The 19,759-nt window shown below is 50.6% G+C and carries 13 protein-coding genes; 10 read left to right on the top strand and 3 right to left on the bottom strand.

Annotation, left to right across the window (positions count from 1 at the left end):
- The first annotated feature begins 35 nt into the window (after positions 1 to 35).
- The 4 genes from recN (at position 36) to IDAT_RS08100 (ending at position 7,716) form a co-directional block, all read left to right on the top strand.
- Positions 36 to 1,715, top strand: coding sequence for a DNA repair protein RecN (gene recN, locus IDAT_RS08085; RefSeq protein WP_034732629.1), 1,680 nt, complete (start codon positions 36 to 38; stop codon positions 1,713 to 1,715).
- A gap of 117 nt (positions 1,716 to 1,832) precedes the next feature.
- Positions 1,833 to 2,180, top strand: coding sequence for an outer membrane protein assembly factor BamE (bamE, locus tag IDAT_RS08090; protein WP_034732632.1), 348 nt, complete (start codon positions 1,833 to 1,835; stop codon positions 2,178 to 2,180).
- 51 nt (positions 2,181 to 2,231) lie between these two features.
- Positions 2,232 to 4,970, top strand: coding sequence for an insulinase family protein (locus tag IDAT_RS08095; RefSeq protein WP_051986659.1), 2,739 nt, complete (start codon positions 2,232 to 2,234; stop codon positions 4,968 to 4,970).
- A gap of 85 nt (positions 4,971 to 5,055) precedes the next feature.
- Positions 5,056 to 7,716, top strand: a complete 2,661-nt coding sequence (locus tag IDAT_RS08100) for an EAL domain-containing protein (protein ID WP_051986660.1) — start codon at positions 5,056 to 5,058, stop codon at positions 7,714 to 7,716.
- Positions 7,717 to 7,968: 252 nt separating this feature from the next.
- On the opposite strand, the gene fadJ is transcribed toward IDAT_RS08100, so the two are convergent.
- Positions 7,969 to 10,104 carry a fatty acid oxidation complex subunit alpha FadJ gene (fadJ, locus tag IDAT_RS08110; protein ID WP_034732635.1) on the bottom strand — a complete coding sequence of 712 codons (2,136 nt, stop codon included), beginning with the start codon at positions 10,102 to 10,104 and terminating at the stop codon, positions 7,969 to 7,971.
- Complete coding sequence (gene fadI, locus IDAT_RS08115) at positions 10,104 to 11,414, bottom strand: acetyl-CoA C-acyltransferase FadI (protein WP_034732637.1); 1,311 nt, start codon at positions 11,412 to 11,414, stop codon at positions 10,104 to 10,106. The genes fadJ and fadI overlap by 1 nt, the downstream gene beginning before the upstream one ends.
- 162 nt (positions 11,415 to 11,576) lie before the next feature.
- Here fadI and IDAT_RS08120 point away from each other — a divergent pair, with 162 nt between their 5' ends.
- The 6 genes from IDAT_RS08120 to IDAT_RS08145 all read left to right on the top strand — a co-directional run bounded on the left by IDAT_RS08120 (position 11,577) and on the right by IDAT_RS08145 (position 18,641).
- Positions 11,577 to 12,533, top strand: coding sequence for an AAA family ATPase (locus tag IDAT_RS08120; RefSeq protein WP_034732639.1), 957 nt, complete (start codon positions 11,577 to 11,579; stop codon positions 12,531 to 12,533).
- A gap of 12 nt (positions 12,534 to 12,545) precedes the next feature.
- Entirely contained in the window at positions 12,546 to 13,514 is a 969-nt protein-coding gene (locus IDAT_RS08125; protein WP_051986662.1) for a DUF58 domain-containing protein, read from the top strand.
- Positions 13,511 to 14,029, top strand: a complete 519-nt coding sequence (locus IDAT_RS08130; RefSeq protein WP_034732643.1) for a DUF4381 domain-containing protein — start codon at positions 13,511 to 13,513, stop codon at positions 14,027 to 14,029. Before IDAT_RS08125 ends, IDAT_RS08130 begins: the two co-directional genes overlap by 4 nt.
- The gene (locus tag IDAT_RS13495; RefSeq protein ID WP_034732645.1) at positions 14,022 to 15,032 is read left to right on the top strand and encodes a vWA domain-containing protein; all 1,011 of its coding nucleotides are present in this window, start codon (positions 14,022 to 14,024) and stop codon (positions 15,030 to 15,032) included. The genes IDAT_RS08130 and IDAT_RS13495 overlap by 8 nt, the downstream gene beginning before the upstream one ends.
- Positions 15,033 to 15,327: 295 nt before the next feature.
- Positions 15,328 to 16,851 carry a vWA domain-containing protein gene (locus IDAT_RS08140; RefSeq protein WP_280113584.1) on the top strand — a complete coding sequence of 508 codons (1,524 nt, stop codon included), beginning with the start codon at positions 15,328 to 15,330 and terminating at the stop codon, positions 16,849 to 16,851.
- The gene (locus IDAT_RS08145; RefSeq protein ID WP_034732649.1) at positions 16,845 to 18,641 is read left to right on the top strand and encodes a BatD family protein; all 1,797 of its coding nucleotides are present in this window, start codon (positions 16,845 to 16,847) and stop codon (positions 18,639 to 18,641) included. Before IDAT_RS08140 ends, IDAT_RS08145 begins: the two co-directional genes overlap by 7 nt.
- 4 nt (positions 18,642 to 18,645) lie before the next feature.
- On the opposite strand, the gene IDAT_RS08150 is transcribed toward IDAT_RS08145, so the two are convergent.
- Positions 18,646 to 19,758: an ABC transporter permease gene (locus tag IDAT_RS08150; protein ID WP_034732652.1), complete on the bottom strand. Its 1,113-nt coding sequence runs from the start codon at positions 19,756 to 19,758 to the stop codon at positions 18,646 to 18,648.
- Position 19,759 lies beyond the last annotated feature (1 nt).

Here is a 19,759-nt window from a genome sequence, read left to right on the forward strand (position 1 = left end):
CACAAACACAGTAGTTGTGCGAGAGGAGACCTTCTATGTTGGTGCATTTACAAGTGCGTAATCTAGCTGTGGTCAAACAGCTCAGTATCGACTTTCAAGCAGGCATGACCGCTATCACTGGTGAAACCGGTGCGGGTAAATCAATTGCCCTTGATGCCTTGGGACTCTGCCTCGGTGATCGCGCCGATAGCGACTTGGTGCGCAGCGATGCCGATAAAGCGGAAGTCATCGCCAGCTTTCAACTCAGCGCAAACAGCCCAGCGCAGCAATGGCTTGAACAACAAGAACTGCTTGATGAAGACGAACCTGAACACTGCGTTCTGCGGCGTTTGGTCACCCGTGAAGGGCGCTCCAAAGGCTGGATCAATGGTTATCCAGTGAATCTTGCGCAGTTAAAACAACTCGCGCCGCTACTCGTGAATATTCATGGTCAGCACGAACATCAATTGTTGACCCGCCCTGAGCACCAACTCTTGCTACTTGACAGTTACGCCCGTCACCAAACACTGCTGCAGGATGTCGCTGCGGCTTATCAACATTGGTATCAGTTGCGTAAGCAGCAAAAACTAGGCTTACAACAACAAGAAGAGCGGCAATCGCGCATGCAATTAGTGCGCTATCAAGTCGAGGAATTAGAACAATTCGCGTTGCGTGAAGGTGAATACGAAGAGCTCGAACAACAACACAAGCGTTTAAGTAACAGCTCAGCGTTACAAGAAGATAGTCAGTTTGCGCTGAATGCTTTGTACGAAGGTGAGCACAACAATGCCTACAGCTTGGTTCAGGCTGCATTACAGCGTCTTGAACAGCAAGTTGGCAATGATAGTGCGCTTGAGCCATTAGTAAAATTGCTTAGTGAGGCGAGTGTGCAAATCGAGGAAGCTGCGCGAGAACTGCGTCATTACAGTGACGCCATTGATTTGGACGAAAGCTCTTTGGTTGCCGCTGAACAGCGTGTGACGCAAGCGATACAACTTGCTCGCAAACACCAGCTTGAACCGCAAGCACTGCCACAACTGCAACAACAGCTCACCGCTGAGCTCGAGGCTTTAATGGCAACTGAAACGGAGCTTGCTGCATCAGATGAAGCCGTTCAAGCAGCGGCAAAAACTTACCGCGCAACGGCCAAGAAGTTAAGTCAACAACGCCAGCAGGCGGCACAAGAGCTTAGCGAACAGATTTCAGCGTCCATGCGCGGCTTAAATATGCCACATGGTCGATTTGTCGTTGCGGTAGAGCACGATGAAAAAGCGCCGGCGACCAAGCTGGGTACGGATCAAATTAGCTTCCAAGTCACGACCAATCCTGGACAACCCTTGCAGTCCCTTGCAAAAGTAGCCTCTGGTGGCGAGCTGTCGCGTATTAGCCTTGCGATTCAAGTCATTACCGCAGCACAAATGACAACGCCTACCCTCATGTTTGATGAGGTCGACGTAGGTGTCAGCGGTGCTACTGCAGCGACCGTCGGTAAGCTTTTACGTCAGTTGGGCCAAGCGGCACAAGTAATCTGTGTAACTCACCTACCGCAAGTCGCTGCCCATGCGCACCAGCAAATGCAAGTTGAGAAAACAACCGATGGTGAAACTACCGAAACCCGCATGACAGCTTTGGACCATGACAATCGTGTCATTGAGCTGGCACGTTTGCTGGGCGGTGACAAAGTCACGGACACCGCTAAGGCAAATGCGCGAGAATTGCTAGCAACGGCAAGCTAATAGGGAACCATCACTATCGATGTCTGTCTATCTGGTCGACAAGGCTAGTTATTCGAAGCTGCATTGTTTATTATCAATAACTAGTATTTACATCAACTAGAAGTAACAAGACTATTTATGAAAAAATTATTGATTGCCGGCATGGTGATCGCGCTCAGCGGTTGCTCCGTATTTGAAGGACTGGTGTATCGCATCGATGTACCGCAAGGAAATTACCTTGAGCAACGCGATGTTGACCAACTCCGTATTGGCATGACCAAAGAGCAAGTCAATTACGTGCTCGGTGCGCCTGTTGCCGACAACGTCTTTGCTAGTGACACTTGGTATTACGTATTCAATATGGAATCTGGTCGCGGCGATGACTACCGTCGCGCGATTACATTAACCTTTGAGAACGACAAGCTGGCAAGCTACGAAGGCGATTTTGACCGCCCGAAAAACTTCGATACGCCGCTGGATCAATAATTAGGCCGTTGCCAGCGCACTTCCAAAATTTTAACGCTACATGGGGAGTGTATGGACGCAAGCAACAGCCTTGATCTATTCACTGATATCATTCAAAGCCCTACCGACCATCGCCATTACGCGATGGTCGAGCTTGATAATGGCTTGCGTTGCACCCTCATCCACGACCCCCAAGCTCAACAGAGTACAGCAGCTCTAGCTGTCGCTGCAGGACACTTTCAAGACCCTGAAGATACGCAAGGCCTAGCTCACTTTCTCGAGCACATGCTGTTCCTAGGAACCAAAGATTTTCCGCAAGCCACCGCTTACCAAGATTACATCCATCAGCATGGCGGTAATCATAACGCTTGGACCGGAACAGAATACAGTAGTTATTATTTTCACTGCGATGCTAACGCTTTTGTTGGCGCACTCGAACGCTTCTCGCGGTTTTTTTACCAGCCACTCTTTAAACATGAATGGATTGCCAAAGAAATTCAAGCTGTTGAAGCTGAATATCGGCTCAAGCGTAATGATGAACTTAGAAGACTCTATCAGGTTCATAAAGCGACCGCCAATCCAGCTCATCCATTTCGTAAATTCTCCGTGGGAAATCTTGACACCTTGAGCCCCAATGGCACAACGACGCATCTTGAACAGCGTCTGCGTGAGTTCTTTCAACAATGGTATCGTGCCAATCGCATGACATTGGTATTAGCTGGGCCGCAGTCACTGACCGACTTAGCTCAACTTGCCCAGCAACACTTCGCCGCCATTCAAGGCAATGGTCCCGAGAAAGCGGCGTTAACACAACCCCTATATTTACCCGAACAGCTAGGGATTCGTTTGAACGTGCGTCCCCTCAAAGACGCCAGACGTTTGATCCTCGCTTTTGCCCTACCGGGCATTGACGCTGATTATCGCAACAAAACGACAAGCTTTATCGCCCACATGCTTGGCTATGAAGGACCTGGTAGTCTGTACGCCGAATTACATAGACGCAATCTCATCAATAGCCTGTCAGCCGGCGGCGGCATTAGTGGAAGTAACTTTAAAGACTTTAATATCAACATGCAGCTAACCGATACAGGGATGCACGCGATTGATACTATCGTCGAACAAGTTTTTGCGGCCATTCAGTTGATCCGCGACCAAGGACTTGAAGACTGGCGCTATGCGGAACGTCAAACGGCGATAGCAAATGCCTTTCGCTACCAAGAACCGGCTCGCACCAGCGACCTAGCACCACAACTTGCGATCAATATGCATCATTATGCGCCGCAAGATGTGATTTTTGGCGATTACCGAATGGATGGACTGGATCTACAACAAGCACAGCGCTTGCTGGGGCACATGACGCCAGATTACCTGCGCGTAACACTGATCCATAAAGAGGTAGAGGTCGATAGTTTTGAGCCGCTCTATGGTACGCACTATCAATTTCAGCCGATTTCCGTAGCGCAGCAACAGTTGTGGCATAAACCCTCGGCGACTTGGGCGAAATTGGCGCAGCCGAACCCCTATCTCCGCGAGCTTGGCGCACTCGCTGAAATTGAGAGCCCACAGCATCAGCTTCCGCAGTTTGAACTCATCGAGTCGGGGCTTACTCTTTGGTGGTTGCACGACCCCGATTTTCGCGCGCCGAAAGCGCATATATACAGCCAATTTACTCTGCCCAATGCAACTGCTTCAGCCCATCACTATGCCTGCGCAAGATTGTGGGCTGAACTGATGATAGACAGACTTAATGAGGCCTGTTATGACGCCGAAATCGCTGGGCTACATTTTAATATCTATCCCCAACAGTACGGCTTAACCTTGCATGTCAGCGGCTACTCGCCGGGCGTTGTGAAGCTTACAGAGCATCTACTTGCGGCATTTAAAACAACGCATTTTAATACGGAACGTTGGCAGGATATTCAGCAAAAGTTAACCGCCAATTGGCAGTCTGCGCTGGCGAATAAGCCTTTGAATTTGTTGTTCGCACGCTTGAACGTCTTACTCCAACCGCACATGTACTCGCTTACGGATTTAGCGAACGCGCTTGGCAATTTAAGTGAAGCTGATTTTGCCCACTGGCAAAGCACCTTATTTGAAACTGCAGAATTAAAAATATTTGCCCATGGTGACCTCCCGCGCACAACAGTAGCTCCTTTATTACTGCGAGCGCAGCAGGAGTTCGTTTTGACCAACGGACTGCAGGAAAGTATCCCCCCTACCCGTTCAATACAGAACTTGAAGCAAGAGGGGCGCTGGCAAATCCGCGGTAACTTGCAGACGCGACACAGAGACCATGCAGCAATGCTGGTCATCCAAACGGCGGGTAGTAGCATTCTTGAGCAAACAACGCTGTTACTGCTGAATCAGTTTATCCAACCACATCTGTTTAACCAGTTGCGCACTCATGAGCAGCTTGGCTATTTAGTCGGTAGTACTTATATGCCGATCGAACAACGCCCACAGTTGTTACTCTATGTGCAATCAAGCCAGTATGATAGTCAGCATTTATGCGAGCGAATTGAGCATTTTCGCAGCACGTTTATTGCACAATTAGCTGACTTGGCGGGTGAATTGCCTAAAATCCAAAACTTTCTTGTGCAAAAATTACGCGAACCAGACGTCAACTTACGCTTGCGTAGTCAACGATTGTGGACCTGTATTGCAGCCCCCAACGTTACCTTCGATAGACTCGAAAAAATAGCGCAAACCCTTGAAAAAAATGATAGTTATTTCTTCTTGAATGAGATTCGTAAGGTCCTGAATGCAACCGAACAGCAAGGCTTTCTGTCAGCGACTCCTAAAGGGCTTTGACAGCATCGAAAATATTCGTTAATTTGTCTCAAACATAACAAAAATAAGAGTTGTGGCCGAACACAACCCAACATCAGGAACCCCAGTGCATCTCAAACAACGATTTAGCAAGTTGTGGTTGTTGAGCACCCAACGGCTTAGCCAATTGGGATGTCTGAGTGTTGCCGCACCTTGGTTGATGTTATTATTTGTCATGGTGCCTGCCTTCGCATCACAGCCGCAGCTCGACAACAGTTGGCGCGTGGAACTCATCAGCTTACGTATTGCAAATGAACCGATTAGTGCTGATGAACTCGATAAGCGCAATAAAGCACAGCTCTACAACGCTGATACGCTATTCCTGCCTGACCTCGACAAAGCTTTTACGATTGAATTTGGTGCGCCCTATGCGCCAGCTGCGCAACGCCTTTACTATCGCTACAAGTTAGAAGGCTTTGACAAAGATTGGGTTTACACTGACGCGGAATATCGCCGAGCTACTTACACCAATCTCGATTTCGGTGCCTATCAGTTTGTCGTCGAAGCTTCACCCAATGGTGAGGTATGGCTTGGCGAACGTCGTATCGATGTCAACGTTGCCGCTCCCCTCTGGCTGTCCCCCTGGGCGATTGCACTTTACGCAGCTATGCTACTCGGCATTCTGATTGCCTTTGGCACGACCTTAAGCGCACGGCGCCAAGCATTACATTTGTTACGTGATAGTGAAGAGCGCCTCAAGCTAAGCTTGTGGGGTAGCGGCGATCAATTATGGGACTGGCATATCAATAACGACGACCTACATCGACACAATACCTGGCGGCATTTGAAGAAATTCCCCGAAGACGGTATTCGCGCCGGCATCGGTCATAGTAAAACCAACATCCATCCGCAAGACATCAAGAAGGTTCAGCGTACCTTGCAGGATTACCTTGACGGGCGCACTGATCATTACGAGCAAACCTATCGCGTTGCCTCTGATAAGGGCTGGGTATGGGTGCTCGATCGCGGCAAGATTGTCGCCTACGATGATCGACAACAACCCCTGCGCATGACGGGTACGCTCAAAGACATTACACCGCTCGTAAAAGCCGAAGAGCGCTTGAAAATGTTGGCAGCGTCGATTACCAATATTTCGGACGGCGTATGCATCTACGATCATGAATTTAAGGTCGTTGAGACCAACCAGTCGTTCAGTAAAATTACTGGGTATAGTCGAGAAGATATGATTGGTCGAGCGCTACAGTTCACACTCTACAGCCCTGACTATCTCGACCAAATCAAGCAAATCGTTCAGCAACAAGGCAGCTGGCATGGCGAACTCGAAGATGTGCACAAAGACGGAACCATGTACCAAATCGAACTTACTTTCGATGCGATTTACGATGAGGGTAATGAAATTTCCTATTACGTTGCAACGTTCTCAGATATTACCGAGCGCAAAAATGCCGAACGCGAGTTGCGCCGCTTGTCGAATACGGACACGCTGACTGGACTACCCAATCGTTCCTACTTCCAAGTAAGCCACTCAAACCTAGTTCGCAAACGCATCATGCACGCGCTCTTGCTGTTTGACTTGGACGACTTTAAGAAAATCAACGACTCGCTCGGTCATGAAGTCGGTGATCACTTACTCATGCACGTTGCTGAGCGCGTTGCAGAAGTCGGTCGGCCACAAGATACTTTTTACCGCCTCGGTGGCGATGAGTTTATTCTATTACTTGAAGATACCGCAGACGTTCGTGTCATCACTAACGCAGCTAAACGCATTCTCGACTGTCTCGCACAACCGTTTCACATTAATGGCCATGATATTGTAGTGAGCAGCTCGATTGGGATCGTGGTTTACCCAAGCGATGGTCAATCGTCACAAGAATTACTGCAAAACGCTGATACCGCTATGTATCACGCGAAAAACGCGGGGGGTGCCGCGCATCAGTTCTTTAATGAATCTATGAACAAAAACGCTGTGCGCCGCCTACAAGTCGAAAACCAGTTACGTCATGCACTGCGCAACAATTATCTGCAAGTCCATTACCAGCCTAAAGTATCCTTGCGCACGCAAAAATTTGTCGGCTTGGAGGCCTTAGTGCGGTTAGAGTTACCTGACGTTGGTATCGTCAGCCCAGCCGAATTTATCCCGCTCGCCGAAGAAACCGGCCTGATCATTGAAGTGGGTGAACGTGTGCTACGACAAACTTGCCGCGACATGCGAGAGTGGGTCGAAGCCGGTGCGGTGCAGGGCCGTGTCGCGGTTAACTTATCCGCCAAGCAGTTCCTGCAACCCGATTTAACCCAGCGCATCATGAGCATTCTCAAAGAGGAAGGGCTAAATCCGCAGTACCTTGAGCTCGAGATCACCGAAGGTGTGGTAATGGATGATCCTGAACGTGCCATCGAAATCATGACCGAGCTTAATAACTGCGGCATTCATTTGGCACTTGATGATTTTGGAACGGGTTATTCATCATTAGCGTATCTGAAACGCTTCCCAATCCAGACACTCAAAATCGATAAAGCCTTCATCGATGATATCAACGGCGCCGAACGTGACCGCAACATGGTCGCGTCCATTGTCGCCATGGCACATAACCTTGGCTTAGACGTAGTAGCAGAAGGTGTCGTCGACCAAGAGCAAGCGGCAACTCTCAGCCACTTAAAATGTGAATTTGCCCAAGGTTACTTGTTTGCCCAACCATTGCGGCGCGAGCACTTCTTAGAGCACATCAGCACCACACTGGCGAGTCTGAAAACTAAACCGACAATTTAATGAGGTTGCCAAACGACATTGCCACGTCCAAGTGTGCGCAGCAGCAACATTCGTTTGTGGGACACAAAGAAAGGTAGCACTAGTGGACCCAATACTAGACCTGCAGCGCCCCAGCGCTTGGCTCCCATAGCGTTTTTTAAAGCTTGAATATACAGCAATAGCGCAGACAACATACAACACAGCGCAATGAACACAACGACAACCTCCAATCTAACAACGAGCGACGGTGAACCGCCGCTCCTCATTCAACACTTAATCTTCAGGGTAGAACTTTTTCCCAGCATTTGCCATATCCACCAGCAGCGGTGCTGGTTCATAACGGTCGCCATGCTGTTTGGCGTACGCACGTAACTGCCCTACGACTTCGGCGCAACCAAGGCTATCCACATATCGGAAGGGGCCACCACGGAACGGTGGGAAGCCGATGCCGAAAATAGCACCGATGTCACCATCACGCGGACTGCGAATGATACCTTCAGCAAGACAGTAAACAGCCTCGTTGAGCATCAAGAATACCGTTCGTTGTGCAATTTCAGCGCCGGTTAATTGAGCTTGCGGTTGCACACCGAGCAATTGATATACGCTACTATCGACCTCTTTGCCGGGCTTTTTGCCTTGGTAGTCATAGAAGCCTTTCTTATTTTTCTTGCCTTTACGACCGTCATCTAACAATTTGCCGAAAGCATCCGGCGCGCGGAACCGATCACCCAGCTCATTCGCCATGATCGGAGCCACTTTCGATGCCACATCAATCCCCACTTCGTCCATCAGTTTCATCGGCCCTACTGGAAAACCGAACTTGACCAAGGCTTTGTCGACCACATCGATAGGTTCACCACCTAGCACTAAGCGCGCGGCTTCGTTCATGTACGGCGCTAAAATCCTGTTCACATAAAAGCCTGCGCCATCTTTGACGACAATCGGAGTTTTGCCCTGACGTTTGGCCAATGCAACTGTGGTGGCAATGGTCGCATCTGAAGTTTTCTCATGGGTAATGATTTCTGCCAATGGCATTTTATCAACCGGCGAAAAGTAATGAAGTCCGATGACATTCTCCGGGCGCTCTGCCTTTGCCGCGATTTGCGTAATGGGCAAACTTGAGGTATTGGTTGCAAAAATCGTTTCTGGTTTAGCTACGGCTTCGATGTCAGCGACCATTTTCTGCTTCAATTCGAGATCTTCAAATACCGCTTCAATCACCATATCAACGCGTTCGAAACCACTATAATCGAGCGTACCGCTCAGCCGTAACATAGTTTTCTCAAGCTCCGCACGTGGCATGTGCTTGCGTTTCACTTTCTTGTTCAACAAGTCATAGCTGTAACGCATGGCATGCACAATACCTTGCTCTGCGATATCCTTTATACGCGCTGGAATTCCGGCTTTGACTGCGGTCACATAAGCAATACCACCACCCATTAAGCCACCGCCGAGCACACCAACTCGATGAACTTTTGCTGGCTGAGTGTCGCCGGCTCCAGTCTCTTTTTTCATCGCGGTGGTGGCAAAAAAGATATTGCGTAGTTGCTTCGACTCAGGAGTCATCGCCAGCGCACCAAACTGCTTGGCCTCGTAAGCGAGTCCCTCTTGGAAACCGTGATCAGCTCCGAAGGCAATAGTATCGATAATTTTATCCAGCGCTGGATAATTGCCTTTGGCTTTTGCCTGCGCCTGTTCACGCGCCTTTTTGAATATAATGCCGCGACCAAAACTGGTCTTTTCCAGCGCTTTCTCAAGCGTCGATAGCTTCGCTTTGCGTACGCGCGCTTTACCCGCTAGAGCTTGTTTAACTGCTGCTTCAAGCAAGATACTGGCCGGTACCACATCATCAACAATGCCGAGTTTCTTGGCTTGTTTTGGGCGTAGCTGCTTACCGGTTAAAATCAACGGCAAAGCCTTTTGAATGCCGATCAAGCGCGGCAAACGTTGCGTGCCACCTGAGCCCGGTAATAAGCCAAGCTGTACTTCTGGTAAGCCAATCACGGTCTTGTCACTATCGGTACAGACACGATAATGACACGCCATTGCTAACTCTAAGCCGCCACCAAGACAGGCGCCATCAATGGCAGCTACTACCGGCACTTTGAGTTGCTCGATGCGATCAAACATCGCCTGCCCTTGGCGCGCTAAGCTTTCTGTATCAGCTGCTGTCTCACAAGCATCGATCATGCTGATATCTGCGCCAGCAACGAACGATCCGGGTTTGTCGCTGATTACCACCACGCCTTTCAGATCTTTTTCTTGTTCGAGCTGGGCTAAAACCTTGCTCACTTCATCGGCGAAACTAGCCTTTAAGGTGTTCATTGATTCGCCAGGCACGTCAATATGAATGACAGCGATGCCATCTTCGCGAGTTTCTAAAGTAAATGCGCGTTGCGAGTCATTCATTATTCTGCCTCCAAAATCATAGCTGTACCGAGACCACCCGCCGCGCAAGCAGTTGTCAGCGCAGTGCCACCACCACGGCGGCGCAGTTCATTTAGGGTTTGCGTAATCATGCGCGCGCCTGTTGCTGCAAACGGATGACCGTAAGCAATTGAACCACCGAGTACATTGAATTTGTCCATATCAATTTCGCCAATCGCTTCGCTGCGCCCCAACTCTTGCTCGGCAAAGGTTTTACTGGCAAACATCTTCACGTTCGCTAAGGTTTGCGCGGCAAAGGCTTCATGCATATCGATAAGATCCAGATCGCTAAGCTTCATACCGGCACGATCTAATGCCAACGGCGTAGCGTAAGACGGCCCCATCAACATGTCTTTTTCGACACCGATGGCGGTAAATGCATAACTCTTGATATAACCAAGGATATCGTAGCCGAGTGCTTTCGCTTTACTTTCCGTCATCAATAACACCGCTGCAGCGCCGTCGGTAAGCGGTGTACTATTCGCTGCGGTAACAGTGCCGTGCTTGCGATCAAACACTGGTTTCAACTTGGCGTAGCCCTCGAGCTTGCTGTCGCTGCGAATGGTGTTATCACGGCGCAAGAAATCTTTGTAAGGTTCGGCATATGCGGTCATCACTTCAGCATCAAGCTTGCCAGCTTCCCATGCCTCGTGAGCAAGACTGTGCGAGCGATGCGCCAGCGCGTCTTGGTCAGCGCGAGCAATGCTGTGGCTCTTCGCCATTTGCTCGGCGGTATCGCCCATGGTCAAACCGGTGCTGTATTCTGCAACGGCTGGCGGCACTGGCAACAAGTCTTTAAAGCTGAGTCGTTTGAGAATCGCAAGACGCTGTCCCAGACTGCGCGCCTTATTCAAATCCACTAAGGCATGCGCAAGCTTGCGCGATACCTGCACCGGCAATACCGACGATGAATCCGCGCCGCCCGCAATACCGCAGCTAATATTACCCGCAATCATTGCCTCGACGATGTTTGCAGTAGCCTGAAAACTGGTCGCGCAGGCACGTGAGATACTGTAAGCATCGGTTGCTACCGGCAGACTTGTACCCAACACAATTTCACGTGCAATGTTCGGCGCTGCCGGCATTTGCACCACCTGGCCAAAGACGATTTGTTCGATTTCTTTGCCTTCTAGGCCGTATCGGTTGAGCAGCTCTTGCACCACCATTTTGCCCAAATCTAATGCGGGCACGCCGTGAAAATAGCTTGCTTGCTTCGCAAACGGCGTGCGCAAACCTGCAACCACCGCAATGCGGTCACCACTTGCCGTCTTCAATTGTTGACGTGAAGTCATAGTTAACTGCCTCTGTCGCTATTTAGAGTCCAACGCTTATCTGGTCAGACCTCATGTTTTGATACAAATTTTAGCCGTTTCAGCCCGAGAATTAAACTCTTGTTTTCGTTAAAGTGCATATACAGTACAGTATACACATTCCACACGAACCAAGAGGTTAAGATGTCGGCAGCACAGTTTCAGCACCTGCGCGATTACCTAGATAGCCAAGTCCTAGGCCAACCGGAATTTACCGAAAGCCTATTGATAGCAGTCCTTGCAGACGGTCACTTACTTGTTGAGGGTCCCCCAGGGTTGGCCAAGACACGTGCGGTAAATGCACTCGCCAAAGGCATTGAAGGTGATTTTCATCGCATTCAATTCACCCCTGACTTGTTACCAGCCGACCTTACCGGTACTGATATTTATCGTCCCGAAACGGGACAATTCGTGTTTCAACAGGGCCCCCTGTTCCATAACGTGATTCTTGCGGACGAAATCAACCGCGCTCCAGCAAAAGTACAATCTGCATTACTAGAAGCCATGGCTGAGCGGCAAATCACCGTGGGACAGACAACTTATCCGTTGCCAGCGTTGTTTATGGTGTTAGCGACACAAAACCCGCTCGAGCAAGAAGGTACCTACCCGCTACCTGAAGCCCAGCTTGACCGCTTTTTGATGCAACTTAACCTCGATTACCCTGCCGCAGATACCGAATTAGATATTTTGCGTCTTACCCGCGGCGAAGAATTGCATGGTGAAGTCGATATGCCTGAACCATTAACGCAGGAGGCGATTTTTGCCGCACGCAAAGATGTGCTGGAAATTTTCATGGATGAAAATGTCGAAAATTACCTGGTTCAGTTGGTCATAGCGACGCGGCGACCTGAGTTTTATGATAGCGAACTCGCCAGTTGGTTGAGTTATGGAGGGAGCCCGCGCGCCACCATTGCCTTAGATCGCTGTGCACGTGCAAAAGCTTGGTTGGCTGGTCGCGACTTCGTGACACCTGACGATATTCAAGCTGTTTATCCACATGTCATGCGTCACCGCATTATTCTAAGTTACCAAGCTGAGGCTGATGGCGTGACCGCTGATCGCGTGCTTGAATTGCTGCTGCAACATGTCGCAACCCCCTAAGTAATGGTTCCTATGAGCAATAGCAATCCATGGCTCCAACAATGGCACAGCAATGGCATTGAAGTGACTGCTGCTGAGCTCATGTATTATCGCAGCAAAGTCGCGGCGTTTGCGCGTCACCGCCAATTACACCCACCCAAAAATCAAACGGGAGCCTTGCTGAGCAAAACCCGCGGGCGCGGGATGGAGTTTGACGAAGTTCGCCATTATCAGGCGGGTGACGACGTACGAGCGATCGACTGGCGCGTGACGGCTCGCACCGGACAGGCGCACACCAAATTATTTCGCGAAGAACGCGAACGTCCCGTCGTCATGTTGGTGGATTTCAGCGCCTCACTACAGTTTGGCAGCCAGTTGTTGTTAAAAAGCGTACAAGCTTGTCACTTAGCGGCTGCTCTTGCTTGGCAAGCGAGTCAGCGCGGCGATCGGGTGGGTGCCCTGCTCGGTCATGCCGAGCGCCACATGGAGATTCGTCCACAAGGTCGTCAACAAGGTGTGCTGCGGGTCATACATGGCTTAGTCGAAATGCAAAATCAAGCGCTCAATAGTCAACATCCACCGGCAGTGAATGTGCTCGAACAACTGATGCAGCGCGCGCGTCAAGTGGCGAAACCCGGCACTATCGTCAACATCATCAGCGATTGGAGTGAGCTCAGCGAAGCCACGGAACTGCTCATACAAACGCTTCAACGCCACTGCACGGTGAACTTACTACAATGTACCGACCCACTTGATCATGCCCTACCGCGCGAGTTAGACCAACAGGATGTAGCCCTTGTTGCTCACCAAGGAAAGCCTGATGATGCGGCACAACAACTTTTCTTTGCAGCCGGTGACCGGGCATCACGAGCTCTTTACGCAGAGCGTGCTCAGCAACAACAGCAACGCGTGCTCAAATTAGCGCAACAACTAGGTACCCCGTTGCGGGTTTTCAGTGCCGCAGAGGCGCTCGAAAATCAATGGCCAGAGGTCATGGTATGACGCCAATAGATCCACGCCTGCAAGATATGCAAGATATCATTGCGGCCCCAGCAGCTAGTTGGTGGCCATTAGCGCCCGGCTGGTATGCGCTAGCTGCGACCGCACTAACCCTTGTGTTGGTGACCAGTTGGTTGCTTTATCGCCGGTACCAAGAACGCCGGATGCAGCGAGCAGCGCTGCGACAACTACAGCAGTTAACGGCAACCGCCTCAATTGCAGAGCTGACACACTTGTTGAAACAAACAACCCAAGCGTATTTTCCCAATCACGCATTAGTAAGCTTGCCCACCGCGAAATGGCATGCGTTTTTACTGCAACAACTATCAAATTCAGCACAGGCACGCTACAGCGAGCTGCTCGATGAAATCGCCGCGCAAGCCTATCAAGATCCCTCGCGACAAACTACGCAACCCTATGGCGCGCTGCAACAGCGTTATTACCAGTTCGTCAAACACTGGCTCAAGCATGCATTGCCGCCTAACAAGCAGGCCTTAAGGGAGGCTAGCCATGATTGAGTTCGCGTGGCCTTGGTTAGGTCTGTTGTGGTTGTTAGCGCCTGGACTCTATCTGGTGCGTAAACGCAAACAACGGCAGTTTTCGTTATTGCAAATGCCCAAATTACAGCAAAGTAGCCAGCAACCCGAGCCAGCAAAGAAGCGATCTTGGCTAGTGTTACTTAGCCTGCTCGCTTGGACGCTATTAGTGCTCGCCGTTACACGCCCGCAATGGCTCGGGGAACCGGTTCAAGTGCGCAGTGAAGCACGGGAAATGGTGCTGGCTGTCGACTTATCCGGCAGTATGGAAATCGCCGATATGCAGATTGAAGGACGAGAAGTAAATCGGCTGACCATGGTGAAACATGTGGTGAGTGATTTCATAGAGCGCCGTCAGGGCGACAAAATGGGCCTCATATTGTTTGCCGACACCGCCTATGCGCAAGCACCTATTACCTATGACTTGCGCAGCGTGCGGCAATTACTGGAAGAAGCACAATTGCGTCTAATCGGTGAACGCACAGCGATCGGTGATGCCGTTGCACTCGCAGTGAAACGTTTTCGTGATAATGAAAACACCAATCGTATCCTTATCCTATTGACCGATGGGCAGAATACCGCCGGTAATGTTTCACCCGAACAAGCGACCCAGTTGGCCGCTTACTACGATGTTAAAATTTACTCCATTGGCGTGGGTGCCGACGAGGTCATTGTCGATAGCTTTTTTGGCAAGCGCCGCGTCAATCCTAGCCGCGACCTCGATGAAGACATGTTACGTGGCATGGCTGAAGCAACCGGCGGTGAATATTTCCGTGCGCGTAGTACTGAAGAGTTGGAAGAAATTTATCGCACCCTCGATGCTTATGAACCTGTAAGCGGTGACGAACAATTACGCCGACCACGCAGTGAATTATTCTTCTGGCCTGCTGGCGCCGCGTTCGCTGTATTCAGCCTTATTTGGCTCAGCAGCCTGCTGCGCCAGCACTGGCAACGCCGTACCGCGAGGTATGCAACTGATGCTTGAGCTTCATCTCGAACTGTTTCATTTTCTGCGCCCATGGTGGCTACTAGGGGTCATCCCCGTGCTCCTTATTGGTTGGCTACTTTGGCACCAGGGTCGCGCGCGTCGTGGCTGGCACGAAGTCATCGCCCCACACTTAACTGAGCGCTTGGTGCTCAAATCAGCTAAGCAGCAGCGGCAACCTTTGCGTTGGTCGTTGCCACTGGCGCTACTATGTCTTGTATTCGCACTCGCGGGCCCAACTTGGGAGCAACGTCCACAACCGGTTTATCAGTTAAACGCGGGGCAAGTCATCGTGATGGATCTATCGATGTCGATGCGCGCCACCGACTTGAACCCGAATCGCCTCGAACAAATGCGGTTTAAAGCGATGAGCCTTGCCAATGACTATTTAGATGGTGAAACCGGACTCATCGCCTATGCCGGCGATGCCTTTATCATTAGTCCGTTAACTCGTGATGCGGCCAGCTTGAGTAATCTGATCCGTGCCCTTAGCCCAGAAATCATGCCAGTCCAGGGAAGCTATCCACAAAGTGCTTTGGAACTTGCCGATCAGCTCTTACGCGAAGCTGGCTACGCCGAAGGTGACATTTATTGGTTTACCGATGGTATCGAAACGCGCGATCAAACCGAACTCACTAACTTTGTCCGCAATCACCCTCATCGCTTGGCTATTATGGCGCTCGGCAGTGAGCAAGGCGCGCCTATTAGTTTGCTCGATGGCAATCTACTGCGCGATCGTGGCGGTGACGTGGTAGTGCCAAAACTCACACCTGAACGCTTACAAACCCTGGCTGAACTCAGCAATGGTCGCTTCGTCCAGTGGCGGCAAGACGCACAAGACCTTGAATACTTGTCCTCGCTGCCACCGCTGTCGCGTGATGGCAGCGAAAGTGACGAGCAGCGTGGTGATGCATGGTACGACATGGGACCTTGGTTATTACTCACAAGCTTACTGTTATTCTTACCTAGTGCGCGCCGCGGCTTATTGTTGCTTGCCGGGTTGGGGCTATTGAGTAGTGCGCTGCTGACGCCTCCGGTTTACGCACAACAAGCGAGCTCAGCAGCCTCAGAGGATGGCCTAGCTTGGCACCAACAGCTATGGCAAACGCCTTATCAGCAGGCTGATGCTGCGATCCAGCAAGAAGACTATGAACGGGCGGCCCAAATTGCGACCGACCCGCTGCAGCGCGGTACCGCGAATTATAAACGGGGTGCATACGAACAAGCTTTACAGGACTTTTCGCAGGTCGACAGCGCTGTGGGCTATTACAATCAAGGCAACAGCTTGATGAAAATGGAACGCTATGACGAAGCCGCTAACGTCTACCGTGAAGCATTGCGGCGCGACCCTAACCTGCAGCAAGCCGAGCAAAACTTGGAGCTAGCCGAACAACTTGCTGCTGCGCAACAACAACAGCAACAAGGTGAAGGTGAGCAACAAGAAGGTGAGCAACAAGAAGGTGAGCAGTCACCGCAAGATCAGCAACAAAGCGGTGAGCAAAATAGTGACGGCAGCGGTGAACAGCAACAGGAACCAGAGGCTGGCGAACAACCCCAACAACAACAGAGCGAAGAACAACGTCAAGCCGAAGCGGCTGAGTCCAACGAAGCTAACGCACAAGATGATCGCGAAGGTGAAGAGCAACAGGCGCAAATGACACCTGCTGAACAACTTAGTGAAGAGCAACGCCAACAGTTAGAACAGTGGTTGAACCGCATTGAGGATAATCCGGCCTATCTGTTGCAACGCAAAATGTTAGAAGAAGCAAAACGTCGGGACCGCCAGAGTCCACCGCAAGGAGTCGAAAAACAGTGGTAGCCCTATTGCAGCAAAATTTCTCGAGGCGCTGGCAAGTCGTACGCCAGCTGATACTAGTGCTGATGTTCACCCTGGTGACCGTCCCTAGTGCCGTGGCGCAAAATGATGCCCCCAACAATGTCACTATTAGTGTGGATAAAAACCCTGTTGCCGCTGGCGACACCATTATTCTCACCGTCACTGTAGATAAACTGGTGAGTGATGCTGCATGGCGTCCGCGAGATGTTCTTAGCGACTTTCGTGTATTGGGCAGTTCTAGTAGTCGCAACACCCAAATCATTAACGGTAATACGCGCGCACAAACCACCTTCAACACTATTTTGCAGGTTCCCTCCGCTGCCGAAAAATATACGATTGGCCCGATTACCATTGAAGGCACCGACAGTAACCGTATCGAATTGGAAGTGTTGCCCGAGGGCGCCAACGCTGAGCTCAATGCACAGCGTAAGGCTTTTATGCAGGTAGAGATCAGTCGTGACCGAGTATTTGTGCAAGAACAAGTGCAACTAGTCACCAAGCTTTACCTCGCTGCAAACCTGCATAGCGGTAATATCATTCCGCCGCAGTTGGCAGATGCCGATATTCGCCAAGTTGGCAGCGATAGCGAGACTTCCGAGATTATCGATGGGAAGAAGTTTCAGGTGTTCACGCGTACCTACCTGATCATTCCGCAGCGCTCAGGCGAACAGACAATTCAAGGTCCAGTGTTTCAAGGACAAATTAACGCTAACAGCTCACGTACGATGTTCCCGTCATTCTCGTCAACCGAAGCCTTAACCACCGCTGCACAAGATATTCCGCTAACGGTCGAAGCTTTGCCGGCGGACTGGCCCTCTGACAGCGATTGGCTGCCGGCTGAACTCGTCAGCTTGTCAGTAAGCGTTGGCAACGAGGGGAGCGAGCAAGAATCGACTCAGCAACAATACACGCAAGGTGAGCCCATTACGCTCACTTATCGATTAACAGCCGTAGGGCCGTTGCCTGACCAATTGCCACGCCTCAACAAATTAGTCCAACAACTAGCGATCGAAGGGGCTACGCTCTATCCCGAAAGCCCTGAGTCGGCATCCAACCAGCGCAATGGTAAGATAATTTCGCAGCAGACCTTGCGGGTTACAGTATTACCAACACAAGCAGGCGAACTTAAAATACCGAGCCTACAGGTGGATTGGTTTAACACTCAGATGCGCGTAGCAGACATCGCAACAGCACCGGCGCAAACCTTTAGTATCGCTGCTGGAGCAATGCCAAATGACTTATCAGAATTGCCGGTACGCGAGCCGACAGCTGAAGCAACGGCATCTGAGACAACGCCTACGGTGATTGAAGAGCTTGTTGACCATGAGCAACTGCGTTGGTGGCAACTAGGGGCAGGTGGCATCGCAATCCTCTGGTTACTCACTTTAATTTGGGGATGGCGCCGTGGGCGTCGCGCGACAGTTGCGGATGCATTAGCTAAACCACCCGAAGTCGATGCGCAAAGCAGCCTTCATAGCCTCCGTAAAGCCTGTTTAGCCAACGACAGTGCTGCTACCGAACAATTGCTGAAACGTTGGGCACAACGCGCGTTAGGGCTGCGTAGTGCCCAATTAAGTAGTATTGCTGACAGCCTAGGTCACGTCGAATTGCGCCGCCAACTGTTGCATCTGCAACAATGCCGCTACGCGGCCAGCGCTAATGACTGGCAACAAGGCAAAGCCTTGTGGAAAGCTCTGCAAGATGCGCTCAAGCAAACACCGAAAAAGGCACCAAGCCAGCAGCTGCCACAATTGTATCCACCGTCGAGTTAAGAGGCTATTGCCAGTAAGTTAAGGCGCGCCGAAAGCGTGCATGCGCAATTGCAAAAAATAACGTTCCAATTATGGCTAAAGCAATAATTTGCGGCGTTACTAGGCTCAGACCAGCACCACGGAACAAGATGGCTTGGCTAGCTTCGATAAAGTGCGTTGTTGGCGCTGCACTCATCAGGTAATAAACTACTGGAGGTAAACTTTCTCGCGGCGTCATGCCACCGGATAGAATTTCCATCGGCAAAATAACGAGCATAAGTAACAAGCCAAACTGCGGCATTGAGCGCGCAAAAGACGCCAGGAATATTCCTAAGGAAGTGGTCGCGAAAAGGTGTAATACCAAGGCTAAGGTAAAAACGCTTAATGATCCCGCTAGTGGTATCTCTAATGCTGTTTGCACCACTAATACCAGCGATGCCAGCGCAGCGATCATGACGACCAGCGCCATCGACCAGACCTTTGCCGCCATGATCTCCATTGCTGAAATCGGCATCACCAATAAATGCTCGATTGTGCCATGCTCGCGCTCACGTAATAACGCGGCACCGGTTAAAATAATCGATAGCATAGTGATTTGCGAAATCACTTCATTAACGGCTGAAAACCAACCCGCGTTTAGTTCAGGGTTGAAGCGTGAACGCAAGTTCAACTCAATCGGTGGCAATGCGGTCGTGCCCATCACTGCTTGCAGCTCCTGTTGAATCATTACCTGCAAATAGCCACTTCCGGTGAACGCCTGAGTCATCCGAGTAGCATCAACTAACACCTGAATCGAGGTGGCATTACCGGCAAGAAAATCACGTTGAAAGTGACTTGGTATGTGCACAATAAAAGTGTATCGCCCCTGATCCATGAGTTGGTCGGCAAGTTGATAGCTGACGGATTCTGGCGGCAAAAAGTAAGGCTCACGAAAGGCTTGAACAATTCTTTGCGACAGTTGTGACTGGTCATCATCAATGACTGCAATGGGTGTTTTATGCAAGGTATCAGGCATTGCCGAGGCGGCAGTGTAGACCGAGACGCTAAAAGCAACCACAACAATCAATAGCAGTATCGGATCACGTACTATCGTTTGCAGTTCTTTCCAACCTAAGATGGCTACAGTTCGCAAACGCATT

The organism is Pseudidiomarina atlantica (genome assembly GCF_000753735.1).
GTDB lineage: Bacteria > Pseudomonadota > Gammaproteobacteria > Enterobacterales > Alteromonadaceae > Pseudidiomarina > Pseudidiomarina atlantica.

Excerpts from the sequence above, each read along its gene's own strand:
- fadI (WP_034732637.1), bottom strand. The coding sequence starts at position 11,414 with ATGACTTCACGTCAACAATTGAAGACGGCAAGTGGTGACCGCATTGCG.
- fadJ (WP_034732635.1), bottom strand. The coding sequence starts at position 10,104 with ATGAATGACTCGCAACGCGCATTTACTTTAGAAACTCGCGAAGATGGC.
- IDAT_RS08140 (WP_280113584.1), top strand. The coding sequence starts at position 15,328 with ATGGATCTATCGATGTCGATGCGCGCCACCGACTTGAACCCGAATCGC.
- IDAT_RS13495 (WP_034732645.1), top strand. The coding sequence starts at position 14,022 with ATGATTGAGTTCGCGTGGCCTTGGTTAGGTCTGTTGTGGTTGTTAGCG.
- IDAT_RS08125 (WP_051986662.1), top strand. The coding sequence starts at position 12,546 with ATGAGCAATAGCAATCCATGGCTCCAACAATGGCACAGCAATGGCATT.
- IDAT_RS08120 (WP_034732639.1), top strand. The coding sequence starts at position 11,577 with ATGTCGGCAGCACAGTTTCAGCACCTGCGCGATTACCTAGATAGCCAA.
- recN (WP_034732629.1), top strand. The coding sequence starts at position 36 with ATGTTGGTGCATTTACAAGTGCGTAATCTAGCTGTGGTCAAACAGCTC.
- IDAT_RS08150 (WP_034732652.1), bottom strand. The coding sequence starts at position 19,758 with ATGCGTTTGCGAACTGTAGCCATCTTAGGTTGGAAAGAACTGCAAACG.
- bamE (WP_034732632.1), top strand. The coding sequence starts at position 1,833 with ATGAAAAAATTATTGATTGCCGGCATGGTGATCGCGCTCAGCGGTTGC.
- IDAT_RS08095 (WP_051986659.1), top strand. The coding sequence starts at position 2,232 with ATGGACGCAAGCAACAGCCTTGATCTATTCACTGATATCATTCAAAGC.
- IDAT_RS08130 (WP_034732643.1), top strand. The coding sequence starts at position 13,511 with ATGACGCCAATAGATCCACGCCTGCAAGATATGCAAGATATCATTGCG.